This window comes from Sphingomonas sp. 28-62-20 (genome assembly GCF_002281505.1).
Window position 1 is genome coordinate 66,022 of sequence record NZ_NCGH01000009.1, and the last position, 17,139, is coordinate 83,160.

The window sequence follows — 17,139 nt, forward strand, 5'->3', positions numbered from 1 at the left end:
TACTTTCTCCCGAGTAAAAGCCGGAAACGCGCTTGACATATCCGAACGTTCGGACATTATAACGCGACATAGGCAGTGGCAAGCGTTGCCGTGTCTGTTTTTTCACAGCGTGCTCAACGACACATAAACGACAACGTAAAAAATCATGGAGGGGAATAATGGTCAGTCAGCAGCTATCCGCATGTGCGTCCGCACTTGCGATCGCAGTCGCAAGCATTTGCGGGGTGAGCAGCGCCAGCGCCCAGTCGGCAAGCGATGCCGCATCGCCGACGGCCAGCCCGTCAGCCGACCGGGCCGCCGACGCGCGGACCACTGGTGGCATCGAGGACATCGTGGTCACGGGTCAGCGACGCTCGGAGAAATTCATCAATGCGCCAGTCGCCGTATCGGTCTTTACCGAGGCTGAAATCAGCCGCGCGGGGATCAACCGTCCGGCTGATTTCCTGAAACTGACACCAAACGTCAGTTTTATCGAAGGCGGCAACAGTGCCGGCGACAGCTTCATCAACATTCGCGGCCAGACCGCAGTCCGCAACTCCGACGCCAACGTCGCCGTCATCATCGACGGGGTCCAGCTCAGCGTGCAGCAGGAGTTCAACGCGGACCTGGTCGATATCTCGCAGATTGAAGTTCTGAAGGGGCCGCAAAGCGCGCTTTATGGGCGCAACGCCGCCGCCGGCGCCATCGTGATCGCGACCAGGCCGCCAAGCGATCAGCTGAACGGTTCGGTTGTTGCCGAATATGGCAGCTGGAATTCGGCGCGCATTGTCGGTGCGCTGGGCGGTCCGCTGACCGATACCTTGAGCTTTCGCGTTGCAGCGGCGCTCAGGGATACCGACGGGCCGTACCAGAGCATCACCTCGGGCGAGAACGTGCAGCGCCGCACGGTTAAGACCGGGCAGTTGCGGCTCGACTGGCGGCCGGTCGATAACCTGAGCTTCGATTTCCGCGTCAGCGGTACGCATTCGGAAGGCGGTGCGCTGAACTACAACACCCAGCTTGTCGGCCTGCCAATCGGTGGTGTCCCGGTACCGGTGCTCGACACGAACCAGACCGATCTGCCTTACGTTTCGAATGTGATCAGCCGTAACGTCCAGAAACGCGCAAGTGCCTCGCTCAAGGTCGATTACGAAACGTCGATTGGAACGTTCACGTCGGTCACAGCCTATTCGAAACTCAACGACGTTTATGGTGGAGATGGCATCCCCTACATCCCGGATACCGGAGCGCCGGGTGCGTTCACGCAGAAATATGGGTTGAAGAACAGCGCTTTCACGCAGGAAGCGAGGTTCTCGTCGAAGTCCGATAGCCGCATCCGCTGGATGGTAGGCGCCTATTACCTGCGGGCAAACAGCAGCAATCGCAACATCAATGGGCAGGATCTTGCAGGCGCAATCCTGCCTGGTTTTGCCATCAATGGGGCGGGGACCTCCAATCCCACGATGACGGCGAGTAACTCAGAGCAGCGCACGGAGAATTTTGCGCCGTTCGCAAACATCCAGTTCGACCTGCTTCCCCAGCTGACCGTCGATATTGCGGGCCGTTACGATACCGAACGGCGGCGCAGGCGGGAAGTCGAACCCGATGTTCCGAGCCCGGTAACCGGTGTTAGCCTGAACCAGTGCGTCGCAGTGTTGAGCATTCCGGCAAGCCAGTGCGTGGCATCAACCAAGTTCAGCAAATTCCAGCCTAAGGCGTCGCTGACGTACAAGGTTCCGTCGCTGGGATCGGTCTATGTTACCTACGGCGAGGGTTTCAAGAGCGGCGGGGTCAATCCGATCGGGACGAGGCAGGTCCTGATCAACGGCGCCGCTTCGATCGGGCTGCCGGCAAGCTCGGTGTTCGTGCGCGACGTGTTCGGGCCGGAAACGTCGAAGAGTATCGAGGCGGGATTCAAGTCCCAGTTCTTCAATCGCAGTCTGTCCATAAACGGTTCGATCTTCCAGACTGATATCAAAAATTCCCAACAGTTTGAATTCTTCCCGAGCGGAGGAATCCAGGCGATCTCGACGATCGACAAGATCCGGATCAAGGGAATTGAAGGCGATTTCAGGGCGCAGCTGACTGACAGCCTGCAGGTTTACGGCGGAGCCGGATATCTGGATGCGAAGGTCGAGAAATTTGCGGCGAACCCCGCGTTCGAAGGCAACAGGGCTCCGCTTTCGACCAAGTACAACATCAATCTTGGTGCACAGGGAACCTTCCGGCTATCGGACCGGTGGCAGCTTCTGCCGCGCATCGATTACACCCGGTATGGACCGATCTGGTACGACGTCCAAAACACGCCGGGTACGCGCAGGAACCCGATCGACTTGGTTGATGCGCGGATCGGCCTCGAATCCGACAATATCCAGATCGCGCTGTGGGCGCGCAATCTGACCAACACTCACTACAACACAGAAGCGGTTCCTTTGCTGGGATTTTTCCAGGTGATCTACAAAGGCTTGCCCCGTAGTTTCGGTGCCGAACTTCGGTACAGCTTCTAGAAAAACAAATGAAGGCCGGTCCGGAGAACCGAAAACCGAACTGGTTCATCCGCACCGGCAATGTTTCTGGCTGACCGTAACCGGCAGCCAACTCCCGAGCTTCAGCGAACAAGGTAAACCTCCTTTTGCAACAGAATGAAGAAATCGGCGACCGGCGAAAGGGGCCATTGGCAGGGGTCCGCATTATCGACCTGTCGTCGGTCCTCATGGGGCCGTTTGCGACGATGTTCCTCGCCGACAAGGGGGCGGACGTTATCAAGGTCGAGGCACCGGGCGGCGATATCACGCGCAACGTCGGACGCTCCCCCGGGCATGGCATGGCTCCGGTCTTCCAGCACATCAACCGCAACAAGCGCAGCATTGTCCTCGACCTGAAGTCCAAACGGGGCAAGGCGATCCTCCTCGACCTGGTCAAGGATGCCGACGTCGTCGTATACAACATGCGCCGCGCTGCGATGGACAGGCTGGGACTGGGCTATGAGGCGCTGCAGGCCATCAATCCAAAGCTCGTCTATTGCGGCTTTGCGGGGTTCGGCCACGATGGGCCGTACAGCGACCGTCCGGCGTACGACGATGTCATCCAGGGGCTGGTGGGAATTCCCGATCTGATGCAACGCGGCAGCGGTGCGGAGCCGCGGTATGCGCCTTTGGCGATCGCCGACCGGATCGTCAGTCTTTACGGATTGAACGCGATCATGATGGCTCTGTTCGAACAGCGCAATATCGGGCGCGGCGCCGCTATCGAGATTCCGATGTTCGAATCCATGGCCCATTTCGTTCTGGTTGAGCACATGTTCTACCGCAGTTTCGACCCGCCGCTCGGGCAGTCGGTAAGCCCGCGCCCGGTGGACCTGAACCGGCGGCCGTACCAAACGGCGGACGGATACATCTGCGTGCTGCCCTATACAGACCTGCACTGGCAGCGGCTGTTCATTGCCATCTGCCGCGAGGAATTGATCGCAGACCAGCTTTATTGCTCGTTCGAGCGGCGGATCGAAAATGTGCAGTCGCTTTACCGGATCCTTTCAGATGCCTTGCTAGAACGATCGACCGGAGACTGGCTCGCGGTCTTCGACAAGGTCGATGTACCGGCCGGCCGCATGAACTCGATCGATGACTTGATCGACGATCCTCACCTCAATTCCGTCAATTTTTTCAAGCCTGTGATTGACGACCTGGGATCGTGCTTCATCCATATCGACGTTCCGATCGGCGACGGCAGCGCCGCTGAAGCAAAGCTGCGACCCGCCCCGCGCAAAGGGCAGCACAGCGCGCAAGTGCTGGGCGAGTTGGGCTTGAGCGAGGCCGATCAGGCAACGCTGTTTGCCGAGAACATTTCGCAGGATGACCCGGATCGAACCAGGTCGAGCATTGAACCGAAGCTCGGATAGGCAGGCTCCACATGGACAGGACAGACCCGGGATTTACAGTCGAAGACGCCGGCGGCATCGTGACGATCACATTGGTTCGTCCGGACCGAAGCAATGCCTTGGATGAACCACTGCTTGGTGCGCTCAAGCGACTGCTGGAAGGCCTGATCGGCCAGTCGCAGCCGCGCGTCGTGGTATTGACTGGTTCCGGAAGGGCGTTTTGTGCCGGGGCCGACATCAGTGCCATAAAGGGCATGACGGACAAGGGCGAGATCGCACGCATTTTTGCTCCTCAGGGCGAGGTGATCGGCTCGCTTGTCGGCGAGGTTGCCGAATTGCTGTTTTCTCCGCGCCTCATCAGTATTGCCGCAGTAAATGGGTCGGCGATCGGTGGAGGGTGGCTGCTGGCGCTGGCATGCGACTTCTGCCTCGCGGCTGCCAGTGCCCGATTCTGGTTTCCCGAGGTTGGGCTTGGTCGCGCGGTGAGCCCCACGGCGGCCCGGGTTGTCGCAATGAAAGCGGGTGGCATGGCGGCGCGCAACATCCTGCTGCGGGCATCGCGGTTCACCGCTGGCGATCTGGACGGTCTGGGCCTTTTGACCGCTATCGTGACCGACGATGCGCTTCAGGAGGAAACCCGCCGTATCGCGGGGGGCCTCGCCGCCAGTGACCCCGTTACCTTGTCCACTATCAAGTCTCGCATCGTGCAATAATCTATTTTCGGAGAGAAATCATGAAGACTATCTTGCTGTACCTCCCGGGCGTCGGCACCGCAGAACAAGTCATGCGTGGCATGGCGGGGCAGAACACACAGAACTATCAAAACATGCTGTGGGCGTTGAGCCGGGAAATCGGCCTTGCGGATGACCTGGGGTTTTGGGGTGCCGCTTTCACCGAGCACCACTTCCATATCGAGGGTATGGAAGTGTCCAACAACCCGATCATGCTGGACCTTTATTTCGGCATGCAAACCAAAAATATCCGCATGGGGCAGCTGGCCAACGTGATCCCGTTGAACAACCCCATCCGGGTTGCCGAAGACATGGCGATGCTTGATCACATGCTTCGTGGGCGGACCTTCTTCGGCATGGCCCGCGGCTACCAGCGGCGCTGGGCGGACGTCATTGGCCAGCATTACGGAGTGCGCGGGACAGAGTCCGACCAGTCGGACAACGATACGAGAAACCGGGAGCTGTTTTACGAGAACTATGAGGTAATCAAGAAGGCGTGGACCAGTTCCACCTTTTCCCATCAGGGCAAACACTGGAAAATTCCGACGCCTGATCTCAAGTTTCCGCACGAGGCGGTAGGCCTCTATGGCCGGGGCCAGACCGAAGACGGCTACATTACCGAAGTGGGCATTGCCCCGCAGCCTTACCAGAAGCCTTTCCCGCCGATCTTCCAACCGTTCTCGTTCAGCCCCGAAACGTTCACCTTTGCGGCGCGAGAGAATCTCATTCCCATCGCGCTGTCGACCGACGACGAAATCCTGGAAGACCTGTTCACGGTCTACCGGGACGAGACCGCCAAGATGGGCCGGGATTACAAGATGGGCCAGAATGTCGGCGTCATGCGTCACATGCTGGTGTCCGACGACGGGGCGGAAGCGCGCCGCTACGGCGCGATGGGCTCGGGCTTCATCTGGCCGGCGTGGTTCGCGCCGGCCGGCTTCAACAACGGATTCCGCAAGAAGGGCGACACCAATCCCGCGCCGCTCACTTGCGACTATAACTACATGCTAGAATCCGGGTTCGAACTGGTCGGCACACCGGACGAGATCAATCGCAGGATCGAGGCATTGACCAAAAAGAACATCAGCCCGGAGTATCTGGTTGCCCTTCAGTATTCGGGTCCGGTTCCCAACTATGTCCAGATGAAAAGCCTCGAACTGTGGGCGACGCAGGTCGCTCCGAACTGGCTTTGAGCGAACCCGGGGCATCGGCGCATCTTCACCTTCGGCGGGTTCACAATGGCTGGAATCCGCCGGAGCGTTGCATCGCGGGCATGCGCATGAGGAAATGGGTCGAACTGCGGTAGCCGGCAAGGATGTTTCCCCGTAGCTTGAGCGGTGCCTGCGGGATAAACCACCCTTGGTGGAACCGTTGGTCTTCGCACGCGGCGTTTGTGGCGCGACGACCGATGGCTTAGAGCGTTGCTTGGGGAAATCTGGGAACTTTGAAATGCAGCTAGCGAGGACACAATCAACTGCAAGTGTGATTGCTGCCGCCCTTCGGGAACGTATTGTCGCGCGCGCATACGATGACGTCATCCCGACCGAGCAAGAGCTGATGGCCGAGTTTCAGGTTTCACGGTATTCGATGCGGGCAGCCTTGCAGATGCTAGTCGATGAAGGCCTGATCGAGCGTCATTCCGGGCGCGGAACGTTCGTGACGGGGCGCGAACCGAGCGACGGGCGCTGGTCGGCCCGGTCGATCGAGGAACTGATCGGCGAACATCTCAAGCGGCATCCGGAGGTCCTGTCGGTTGGTGTGATCCGGGCCGGCGATTACCCCTCCGCCATGGTAGCCTGTGAGGCCTCGACCGACACCCCGTTGTTGATGACCGAGCGTCTGTACCGTCTGGATCACAAGCCGCAGGTGTACATGCGCGGGTTCATGGCAGCCAGCCTCGCCCATCATATAGTGGTGGCCGATATTGGCAGCGGATCGCTGGTGCGGACCGTAGAGAAGGCTTCTGGCCGGCAGGTGGTTAAGCTCCGACAGGTCATGGGCGCGACGATCGGCGAGGGGCGCGTGAAGGAAATGCTCCAACTGGACGGCAAGGTCGCCGTCCTGACAATGCAGCGCTTCTACCTCGATGCGATTGGACAGTTGGTAATCTATTCCGAAAACTATTGCGCCGGGGAAAGATCTCCGTTCGTGACGGAACTTGTCCGCCAATAAATGTCCGACGCTCGATCTTCGATGTTTCGGATCGCGGTCGGGGCTGACAATCCAGTATGAGGGCCCATTGACATGAACCCGGTGTCGGTTACCGATTATCGCCAACTTGCCAAAAAGCGGCTGCCGCATTTCCTGTTCGAGTATATCGATGGCGGATCGTATGCGGAAACCACGCTCGGGCGCAACATGGCGGATCTTGAAAGGGTGGCGCTGCGCCAGCGCGTGCTGACGGACGTGTCCAGTCTCGATCTCTCGGTCGAACTGTTCGGACAATCGTTGAGCATGCCGGTCGCGCTGGCCCCCATCGGCCTGGCCGGGATGAACGCACGCAGAGGCGAAGTGCAGGCCGCGCGAGCGGCTGCGGTGGCCGGTGTTCCCTTTTGCCTCTCAACGGTTTCTGCCTGCTCGCTGGATGAAGTTGCCAGGAGCACGGCCAAACCGTTCTGGTTCCAGCTGTACATGATTCGCGATCGCGCCTTCATGCGGGATCTCCTTGGCAGCGCCAGGCGCCTTGGCTGTTCGGCGTTGGTGCTGACCGCCGACATGCCGGTGCCGGGATCGCGGTACCGTGATTACCGGTCGGGTCTGGCAGGTGCACCAGGATTGCGCGGCAACCTGCGCCGGGTGGCGCAATCGGTTTGTCGGCCCGGCTGGGCATGGGATGTCGGGATCAATGGCCGACCCCATCAGCTTGGCAACGTCGCGCCGATCCTCGGCAACAACAGCGGAATGGATGATTTCTTCGCCTGGATGCGTGACAATTTCGACCCTGGAGTCACGTGGAAGGATATCGACTTTGTCCGAGGAGAGTGGGGCGGACCGTTGATTGTCAAGGGTATTCTTGATCCCGAAGACGCCCGGTCTGCTGTCGCGGAAGGGGTTGATGGCATAGTCGTGTCGAACCACGGCGGGCGACAGCTCGACGGCGTGCTGTCGTCGGTAAAGGCGTTGCCGCCCATTGTGGACGCCGTTGGAGATAAAGCCACCGTGCTTGTCGATGGCGGCGTGCGGTCGGGGCTGGACGTCGTGCGGATGTTGGCGCTCGGTGCGCAAGGCGTGCTGCTTGGCCGGGCATGGGCTTATGCGCTTGGTGCCCGCGGTGAGGCCGGGGTGACTCATATGCTCAAGATCATCGCCGCAGAAATTGCCGTAGCGATGGCGTTGACGGGTTGCAGGAACATCGAGGCCATCGATCGGGACATTTTGGCAGAATTGGGTCAGGACATTAACTCACGCCTGTGATATGCGGTCGTCGCCCGCGCTGGATCGGGGCGGACTGCTGAATAAACTGAAGAAGGGCCTGGCCGAACGCGCGCTCAATGCCGAGATGGATTGTCATCTGGGCGGTGATGATCAGGCCGGATGCAGCCACAATTGCTACGGTTGCAAGATGGTGATGGCCGACACCGCCAAGTTTGACATCGATGTGCGCATGACCGGCAGGCGAGCTTCGCTCCGTAGCTGATTGCCAAGCACCAGCGGCGGTTCCAAGGGTTCGATGACATGATCATCTCGATGACCGCGTGCGCGAGATCGCCGGACATCTGCGCGACCTGTATGGCATTGATGTCTTACCCACTCTGATATTGACAGTGACTGACGCTGTTCTGAATGACGTTGCCGCCTCGCTGCAGTGCCCGCTCAATCCAGCCTATCCGCTGTTGATTTTTGGCGTCATTCGCGTTAAGATTCGCGACGAGGGCATGGTGAGCAGTAATGCCATCCGCATGCGCCGATGACGGTCGCACTCACCTGCAGCCAGCCGCTATGTCCATGATCTACCACGCAATGCATGCTGAAATCAAATTTGATTTCGTGACGGATTAAACTTTGATGGATCATGAAGATCCGCGCTGAACGCCGCATTTTGCAAGGCTTGGCAGTCGGCGTTCCGACACCCTGTTGTGATCGGGCGTGACCGATACGTCCGTCTCCACCCATTGTCATGTCACTAGCAGCCAAGACTCTGCTGAGTTTGGATACTATTCCTGAGTCCATGGCACGAAAGAGCAATAACTAGGTAATCATGGTACTCGTAGGGAAATTCATAGTATTAAAAATACTATGGCTTCCCATTATTGGTATGATATTTGCATTCTTCTGCCTTGCGATTGCCAGGGGTAGATAGGCGTCGGCCTTGCTCTAAGGTTTGAATGGAATAGGTATGGCAAATCTATATACGGATGTAGATAAATATGAAGATGCGGCTAGTCCACCAAGCGTGGTCGCGATTTTACATGGTGCGATCAAGGACCTTGTAAGGCGGCGGCTGGATCAAACAGGCGTAAGCTGGCAAGAATTCGTATTCGACAAAAGCTACGCTCTCGTTTCTGCCGCCGATCTGAATGAGATCGAGCGCAAGGTTGTCGATGGCGGTTATCGATATACGGGCTCTGCCTTAATTTCGGCGGTTGAGCGCCCCGGCGCATATGCTCCCATGAACGAAGCTGACGGCGCCTCTCCCGACTTCACATTTGAGCATGACGAAGCAATGGTCGAGCCGGTCGACTCCACCGGGCGGCAGCGGCGTGGTCAGGGCGACAATGTCGTAGAGTTTCCTGCCAACACCATCGGGACCGCTCGTTATTATCGCTCCATTCAGGATGTAATGATCGGGCTCACCGAAGGCGTGCCGGAGGGAACAATCGCCATCATCGACGATAGCGGTGGAACGCTCACCGCACCTATACTCGAGCACTTCCACGGCGTTATCTGTGCTGGCGGAACGGTCAGGTCTCATCTGGGAATCCTGACCCGGGAATATGGCATTCCCTGCCTCATGAACGCTCGCGTCAGCGGCATCCGAGGCGGCGATCGCGTCGAACTGGAAGTCTCCGGCCGAGCAAAGACCGCGGAAGCATATCAGCGTGGCGAGGATATGTCCGTGCGGGTGTGGAAGCTTCCCGCAAATTGATACGGGCCGGCTTCTCGCGCCTCAAATTATAAAATCTGGAGAGAATAAGTGGAGAGCAATAACCTCACTTATACGAAATTGCTGGAGACGAATAATCTCATTAGATCCGCAGGCGAGGAGACCTATTTTCTTGGCGTGACCAGAACGGTGCAAGAATCCAAATTCTTCCCGGTGTCGGCCTATATCATGCTGGGATATCTGAACGCCTTCTATCGATATCCGTCGCTCCTGCGCAAAATAGGCGCGATCATGGCGCCCGAGGATCTCGCCGATCGAGTGCGCAATTCGACGTCCAAGATCCAGTCGATGGGCACCAACTGGTGCATGATCAACTTCTATTTGCTTGGCCGCGAGATGCTCATCGACATGGGGTTGATACGGCCACAGGACGCTGCCGAGGACGTCGCCTTTGTGCTGGAATTCTGGCGCCGCTATCAGCTGGCGTGGCGCAGAGAGACCGGCCATCTGACGAACAAGGAGGGGGGACACCGATCCCAGATCCTGCCCGAGAGGCGCGTGCAAGTTTATCACGCGGACATGTATCTTTGTGAAGAGGGCGATCCGCTTCACACCGCTGCCGACAGGTTCATGGCCGCCATTTCGCAATATGCGGTGCTGGTGGCGTGCGAGAGCCGCGTCTGCATGACCAACCATGGCCCTTATAATCTGGGCAATGGGCGAGAGCTGCTGGTCAGGGATTTCTTCGACCTGGCCGAAGGCGATCTGCCCTGGTTGGATGGCGTCGCGAAGAATGTTCCCCATGCCCGGCTGACGATCACGACCGCCGTCAAAGACACACATTTTTATATGGTCGACGACTGGGGCAGCTTCGAATCCCGGCCGGAGTATAAGGCGGAAAATATTTGCGGCGTGGGTCTCTACACGTCTGACGAGTTGAGCGAAACGCAGATTCCCGTCGGCATGGGCAGCCGATCCGAGCTGATCGAAACCTTCGAAAGCTATGCCGAGATATTCAAGGAGGCGACGAAGAATCTTTGGGAGAGGTTTGCGGGTTATTCGCGGGATCAACTGCTCGATGCCGGCGCGCTCACCTATTACTCTATCATCAAGGATTTTGCGCACGTCGCCGGCTGCTACGACAATAGCGACTGGATGGAGATCGACGAGCGGGCGGACCGCTTTCGCGTCCTGCTCAACGACGAATATGGCAACATGTTGCTTGGTGCATTGTTCGTGCCGCTGACCCTCGCGAGCCAGCAGTGCAGCGAATATACGATGATGTGCCACACCGACCTGCCGAAGCGCAGCTATTCGCCGATACCTTATTCGACACTGGCCGATGGCGAATTTGTACCGTCGGTCGGCGATGTGCTGGGCGCGGGAATAACCTACCTCCCGGAAAAGGTGGATCGGTATCGCACGACCCAGGGCGTGTTGGGATTGGACGAACTCAACCGCCGAACGCGTGCTTTCACGCCGGCCCTGTACTCCGAGCGTTTTCGGTATCTCGATGACGCCTGGGTCAAATATAATTACGAAAGCCCTTTGGCGGACGAATTGTATCGTATCGAACAGGCGAGCTCTCGTCAGCTTCGAGACCGCGGCGCCGGGCTCCGCCGCGACGACATCGACAATATCCGCGACGAAAATACCGGAACGGAGATGGTGCCATGAAAAGAGCACAGCATCTCGTCCTGCATGGCCTGGCCATAAAAAAATACGCCAATGCCGCTGTTATTGCCGACATTATCGATGTTCCGGAACGCGATGTCTCATCCTTCCTAGAGAGTGCCGTTAAAGACAACATCGTCGCGATGGTACAGGACAAATATGCGATTTCCGCAGTCGGAAAGCTGCTGCTGCTGAATGAATATTCGAGATTTTATTCAGACCTTCGGTCGAATGATCAATTCGTTAGCGCATATGAAAAGTTCGAGACCATAAATGTCGAACTGAAGGCGCTTATCACGGCATGGCAGGTTCGTGACGTCGGCGGGAAGACGATCACGAATGATCACGCGGACAGGGACTATGACGACAAGATAATAGACCGTCTCGGTAATCTGCACGAACGCGCCGATCGCATTCTGGCGGCGCTCGCCGGGCTCCTGCCGCGCATGCGGGTCTATCGCGAAAAGCTGCAGATCGCGCTTGAACGCGCCGAGGACGGCGCCATCGAGTGGGTCAGCGACGCCAAGATCGAGAGCTATCACACGTTGTGGTTCGAGCTGCACGAGGATCTGCTGTGCATGCTTGGCCACGCGCGCCAGGAATGAGGTCGATGACATGTCTCCAACGATGCGCTGGATAAAATTACTCGATGGATCCGAGAAGCCCAGCCGCCAACTGATCGGCGGCAAGGCTCATTCGATTGCCCATATTCAATCGCTTGGTCTCAGGGTTCCGCCAGCCTTTGTGGTGACGACCGAAGCGCATGCGGCCTATCTCACGACCGGCGCCTTTCCCCACGGACTTTTGCAAGAACTGGCGGATGGGATCGCGTGGCTTGAACGCCTGACCCGCCGGTCCTTCGGTACGGGGCCGCAGCCACTGCTGGTGTCGGTGCGGTCGGGGGCGGCGATATCGATGCCCGGCATGATGGATACGGTCTTGAACGTCGGGATTACCGACCAGACCGAGCTGGCATTGGCCACGGAAAGCGGCGACACCGCTTTCGCCCGGGACACCCATCGCCGCTTTGCGCAACTTTACGGCAATGTGGTGCTCAAGGCTGACGTCGATGGCTTCGACAACGGCCAGGGCGCGGACCATTGGCGTGAAGAAATTCGCAAGGCCACGGGCAGCGAGCTGCCGAACGACGCGAACGGGCAACTGCTCGGCGCCGTTGGTGCCGTGTTTGAATCATGGAACTCGCGTCGCGCGAAGCGATATCGCCAGCATCAGGGAATATCGGACCTGCTGGGCACCGCCGTAACCGTCCAGGCGATGGTCTTCGGCAATCTCGACGCCCGGTCAGGAACAGGCGTGCTCTTCAGCCGAAATCCCTCCACCGGCGACGCCGAGCCCTTTGGCGAATATCTGCGCCGCGCGCAGGGCGAAGACGTCGTTTCCGGGGCGTTTACGCCCGAACCGCTCTCTGCGATGTCTGACGCAGCGCCGGCGGCATATGCCGAGCTTCTGGCCGCTGCACGCACGCTGGAACATGCGGAAAAGGAAGTTCAGGATATCGAATTCACCGTTGAGCGCGGCGAGCTTTTCCTGCTTCAGACGCGGAACGCCAAGCTGGCACCACAGGCGGCGGTGCGCACCGCGATCAGTATGGCGCGCGAAGGGCTGATCGATATCAAGACGGCGATCTGCCGGATTCCGCCAGATCGCATCCGCCAGTTGATGGCCCCGCGGATTGCGCCCGAGGCGCGCGCCGCTGCGGTGCAACTGGCCGGCGGCGAAGGTGCATGTCCGGGCGTGGGGATTGGCATCGTCGTCACCGATGCCGATGAGGCCGAACGGCTTTCCGATCAAGGTGTGGCTGTCGTCCTCGCGCGGCGCACGACCAGTCCCCACGACCTTCACGGCATGATCTCTTCTACGGCGGTCGTGACCGAAGAAGGGGGAAGCACGTCACACGCGGCCGTGGTCAGCCGCGCACTCGGCAAGCCGTGCATCGTGGGATGCGGTGTGGATAGCTTGCATGCGCTGGCCGGCCAGACCGTCACGGTGGACGGTCAATCGGGGCAAATTTTCCTTGGATCGCTGGCGGTGCTCATTCCTGATGAGCAGTCCGATGGCGACTTGGCGCAACTGACGGCCTGGGCCGAACCTCTGTCGCCGATCCGCGTCATTCGCGCGAAGGACGCGCCGAGCGAGGATATCCTCGACCTCGTCGAGCTACCGGGCTCTGAGGATGCCGCCAACCTGTCGTCCATTCTGGCCCAACACCGTTCCAGCAAAGGCGCGGTGGGAGGCGCTATCGCCAGCGATGAAGGTGTTCGGGTCGCAATTGAAGCAGGCCTCGAATTCATTGTCGCTGATCCGATCCTGCCGTCGCTGCTCGCCGCGGTGCAGAACGCTTCCGTAGAAAAGAGCGTGTCTGATCATGAGGTTGCGCGCTGATCGAACATGGTGCCGAAATATTTTGATCATCAAAATTGTGAATTCAACTGAGGAATAGGCGAAATGAATACGGTAAGTCCTGAAGACGTACAGTCATTGATCCAGTTATTTGACGGAAGCGACTGGGGCGAACTTCATCTGCAGTCCACCGATTTCGAGTTGCACCTCAGCAAAGACGGCGCGGCGCGTAGAGGGTTTGGAGGCGGCGCAGCGCAGCCCACTCCGGCGGAGGCAAAGCCCGCCGCGATTGTGCCGACCGTTTCGGCACCGCCTGTCGCTGCGACCGCTTCTGCCCCGGCCGATATCCCTGAAGGGATGGCTGTCGTGCGCGCTCCCAATCTCGGGACTTTCTACAAGTCGCCGAAGCCAGGCACGCCGCCGTATGTCGAAATCGGACAGCATGTCGAGGCGGACACGGAAATCTGCCTCATCGAAGTCATGAAGCTGTTCACGCCGGTCACCGCAGGCGTTGCCGGCATCGTCCGGCAGGCCCTGGTCAACGACGCCGAACTCGTTGAATTCGAACAGCCTTTGTTTGTGATCGAGGCGTCGAGCAAATGACCCTTCGGCGCCTTCTGATCGCCAACCGAGGGGAAATCGCCCTCCGCATCGTGCGCGCCGCCAAGGCCAAGGGCGTGGAAACGGTGCTCGCGGCGTCCGCTGCAGATCGCGACAGTCAGGCAGCGATTGAGGCAGACCGCACCGTCGTCATCGGTGCCGCCCCGGCGCGCGCGTCTTATCTGAATGGCGATCTTCTCGTCCACACGGCGCTCGTGACGCAATGCGATGCGGTGCATCCGGGCTACGGCTTTCTGTCGGAACGGGCATCCTTCGCCGAGCAGTGCGAAAAGGCGGGACTGACCTTCGTCGGCCCCAGGGCGGAAACGATCCGATTGGTAGGAGACAAGCTTGCCGCGCGGGCGCTGGCCAAGGCGGCGGGTGTTTCGATGGTCTCCGGAAGCGAAAAGGTCGATACGGTTGCCGACGCGCTGCAGATCGCCGAGGGGATAGGTTATCCCGTCATCACCAAGGCATCCGCCGGCGGCGGCGGCAGAGGGATGGTGGTCGCCAACTCTGCGGCCGAGCTCGAGGCGGCTTTCGACAATGCGTCGCATGAGGCCAAGGAAGCATTTGGCGACGGCACGCTCTATCTCGAACGCTATGTTCAGCGAGCGCGGCATGTCGAGGTTCAGGTCGTCGGTGACGGCAACGGCAACATCCTGCATTTCGGCGAACGGGATTGTTCGTTACAGCGACGCTATCAAAAGATGGTGGAGGAAGCCCCTGCGGCCATCCTGTCCGATGCTGTACGGTCGAGGCTGCACCAGGCCGCCATCGACCTGTTGTCGCCCATCAAATACCGCAACGCGGGCACGGTCGAGTTTCTCTACGATGAGGCCGACGAGCGTTTCTATTTCATGGAGGTCAATGCTCGTATCCAGGTCGAGCATCCCGTCTCCGAGGAAATCTGCGGCATTGATCTCATCCAGCTGCAACTGGATGTGGCATCCGGCGCACCTCTGCAACTGACCCAGGCCGATATCAAGCCGCGCGGTCACGCGATCGAGGTGCGGATTATCGCGGAAAATCCGCTGAACGGCTTCATGCCGTCGCCTGGGCGTATCACGCAATGGCTTGAGCCCCAGGGCGAAGGGGTGCGGGTCGACACCGCGATGAAGACCGGTGTGCTTGTCCCCCCTTTCTACGACAGCATGATCGGCAAGCTCATCGTTCGCGGCGCGGATCGCGGCGACGCATTGGCGCGATTGCGCGCTGCGCTCGACGCCTTTGTCATCGAAGGCATTTCGACAAATCTGGAGTTGTTGCGCGCCATCGTCGGGCATCCCAATTTCGTCGACAATGTGATCGACACGCGCTGGTCCGAGCGCGTGCTCCTACCATCTTATCTGTCAAGCAAAGGAAAGTGAACAATGGCGCATATTGACATCCTCGATACGACCATTCGGGATGGCCAGCAGGCTCTGTGGGGTATGCGGATGCAGGCAGGCATGGCTCTCCCCGTTGCGCCTCTCATCGATCGGACGGGCTATTCCGTCATCGATCTGACGGCATCCTCGCTGTTCGAAGTGCTGATCCGCAGCTGCCGCGAAAATCCTTGGGAAGGAATGGACCTGCTTGTTCAGGCGATGCCGCGCACGCCCAAGCGCGCCGGCATGCGTTCCAACGCCGCCGTAAGCTTCGGCGTCACGCCGGATGCGCTGATGGACGCGTGGATGCGGCAGCTCGGCGTTCATGGCTGCCGCAGTTTCTGGGTCTACGACGTGCTGTTCAATATCGACAAGATGCTTCGGCTGGCAAAGGTCGCCAAGGAATCCGGTTCGACATGCGCCGGCGCGCTCATGTTCACGCTCTCGCCTGTCCATACGGATGCTTATTATGCAGACAAGGTCGAAAAGCTGGCAGCGTCGCCGGATATCGATTCGATCCTCATCTACGACACCGCCGGTGTGCTAGAGAAGGAACGGCTGAGCACCCTGGTTCCTGCGCTCATCGCCGTCGCGCGCGGCAAGCCGATCGAGATGCACGCCAACAACATCCTCGGCCAATCGGGGAAGGCCTATCTCGATGCGGTCGATCTGGGCGTTACCGTTCTGCACACATCCAATCGGCCATTGGCGAATGGGCCTGCAGTGCCTTCGACGCAGATGTTCGCGCACAATTTGACGATGCTCGGCCACACGCATGATCTCGATCTGTCGCTGCTGGCTCCGGTGGCCGAGCATTTCGAGAAGGTTGGGAGAGCCGCCGGCTATCCCGTCAATCAGAACAACGAATATGACGTTCTTGCCATTCAGCACCAGGTGCCGGGCGGGATGGTCGGAACATTCAAGGCCAATCTCGCGCAGCACGGCATGTCGGACCGTCTCGATGACGTGCTGAGGGAGACTGCGGAGGTGCGCCGAGAGCTTGGCTATCCCGGGATGGCGACCCCGTTCAGCCAGATCGTCGGCATCCAAGCCGTACTGAACATTGTTTCGGGGAAGCGCTATGAGGTCGTGACCGACGAAGTCATTGCCTATGCCGCCGGATTCTACGGGGAAATGGTCGCGCCGATCGAGCCGAACGTCCTCGACAAGATCATGGCGTCGGCGCGAGCGAAGCAGGTTCTCGCTAATCCGCCGGAACATCCGACGATCGAGGAACTGCGCAAGCGCCACGGGACCGACGATGACGACGAACTCATTCTCCGTGCTCTCGTGCCCGAAGCCGATCTCAATCGCATGAGGGAGGCGGGGCCGGTCCGGCGTTCGTTCCCGCTAATGGCCTCGTCGGAACTGGATCAGGTGCAGCAGTTGATGCGGCTGACCAAGGCACCGTCGGTACAGATGCGCTTCGGCCAAATGCAGGTTGAGTTGCATCGGCAGGGCGTGTGAAATCCCGTTTTAGCAGCTTCTAACAAACAATTCGCA

Annotated in this window: 13 protein-coding genes and 1 pseudogene; all 14 read left to right on the forward strand. The window is 59.2% G+C overall.

All coding sequences use genetic code 11. The features are described 5' to 3' along the window. The first annotated feature begins 158 nt into the window (after positions 1–158). The 14 genes and pseudogenes from B7Y43_RS09255 to B7Y43_RS09320 all read left to right on the forward strand — a co-directional run bounded on the left by B7Y43_RS09255 (position 159) and on the right by B7Y43_RS09320 (position 17,103). Positions 159–2,486 carry a TonB-dependent receptor gene (locus B7Y43_RS09255; protein ID WP_374131355.1) on the forward strand — a complete coding sequence of 776 codons (2,328 nt, stop codon included), beginning with the start codon at positions 159–161 and terminating at the stop codon, positions 2,484–2,486. A gap of 125 nt (positions 2,487–2,611) precedes the next feature. After that, positions 2,612–3,877 (forward strand): CaiB/BaiF CoA transferase family protein, encoded by a 1,266-nt coding sequence (locus B7Y43_RS09260; RefSeq protein ID WP_374131356.1) that lies wholly within the window; start codon positions 2,612–2,614, stop codon positions 3,875–3,877. An 11-nt stretch (positions 3,878–3,888) separates the two neighbouring features. Continuing rightward, positions 3,889–4,569 carry an enoyl-CoA hydratase/isomerase family protein gene (locus B7Y43_RS09265; protein ID WP_374131357.1) on the forward strand — a complete coding sequence of 227 codons (681 nt, stop codon included), beginning with the start codon at positions 3,889–3,891 and terminating at the stop codon, positions 4,567–4,569. Positions 4,570–4,589: 20 nt separating this feature from the next. Next, positions 4,590–5,780, forward strand: a complete 1,191-nt coding sequence (locus B7Y43_RS09270) for an LLM class flavin-dependent oxidoreductase (protein ID WP_374131358.1) — start codon at positions 4,590–4,592, stop codon at positions 5,778–5,780. 289 nt (positions 5,781–6,069) lie between these two features. Next, entirely contained in the window at positions 6,070–6,759 is a 690-nt protein-coding gene (locus B7Y43_RS09275; RefSeq protein ID WP_374131359.1) for a GntR family transcriptional regulator, read from the forward strand. 72 nt (positions 6,760–6,831) lie between these two features. Then, positions 6,832–8,001, forward strand: coding sequence for an FMN-dependent L-lactate dehydrogenase LldD (gene lldD, locus B7Y43_RS09280; RefSeq protein WP_374131360.1), 1,170 nt, complete (start codon positions 6,832–6,834; stop codon positions 7,999–8,001). A gap of 7 nt (positions 8,002–8,008) precedes the next feature. Next, a pseudogene (locus B7Y43_RS09285) lies at positions 8,009–8,489 on the forward strand (transposase); the annotation flags it as partial. 434 nt (positions 8,490–8,923) lie between these two features. Next, positions 8,924–9,673, forward strand: coding sequence for a PEP-utilizing enzyme (locus tag B7Y43_RS09290; protein WP_374131361.1), 750 nt, complete (start codon positions 8,924–8,926; stop codon positions 9,671–9,673). Positions 9,674–9,721: 48 nt separating this feature from the next. Beyond that, a complete protein-coding gene (locus B7Y43_RS09295; protein ID WP_374131362.1) occupies positions 9,722–11,308 on the forward strand; it encodes a hypothetical protein in 1,587 nt (528 codons plus the stop codon). Next, positions 11,305–11,910, forward strand: coding sequence for a hypothetical protein (locus B7Y43_RS09300; RefSeq protein ID WP_374131363.1), 606 nt, complete (start codon positions 11,305–11,307; stop codon positions 11,908–11,910). The genes B7Y43_RS09295 and B7Y43_RS09300 overlap by 4 nt, the downstream gene beginning before the upstream one ends. Positions 11,911–11,920: 10 nt before the next feature. Further along, positions 11,921–13,708, forward strand: a complete 1,788-nt coding sequence (locus B7Y43_RS09305; protein WP_374131364.1) for a pyruvate, phosphate dikinase — start codon at positions 11,921–11,923, stop codon at positions 13,706–13,708. A gap of 63 nt (positions 13,709–13,771) precedes the next feature. Next, positions 13,772–14,269 (forward strand): acetyl-CoA carboxylase biotin carboxyl carrier protein, encoded by a 498-nt coding sequence (gene accB / locus B7Y43_RS09310; RefSeq protein WP_374131365.1) that lies wholly within the window; start codon positions 13,772–13,774, stop codon positions 14,267–14,269. Beyond that, positions 14,266–15,636 carry an acetyl/propionyl/methylcrotonyl-CoA carboxylase subunit alpha gene (locus tag B7Y43_RS09315; protein ID WP_374131366.1) on the forward strand — a complete coding sequence of 457 codons (1,371 nt, stop codon included), beginning with the start codon at positions 14,266–14,268 and terminating at the stop codon, positions 15,634–15,636. The genes accB and B7Y43_RS09315 overlap by 4 nt, the downstream gene beginning before the upstream one ends. 3 nt (positions 15,637–15,639) lie before the next feature. Beyond that, entirely contained in the window at positions 15,640–17,103 is a 1,464-nt protein-coding gene (locus B7Y43_RS09320; RefSeq protein WP_374131367.1) for a pyruvate carboxylase, read from the forward strand. Positions 17,104–17,139 lie beyond the last annotated feature (36 nt).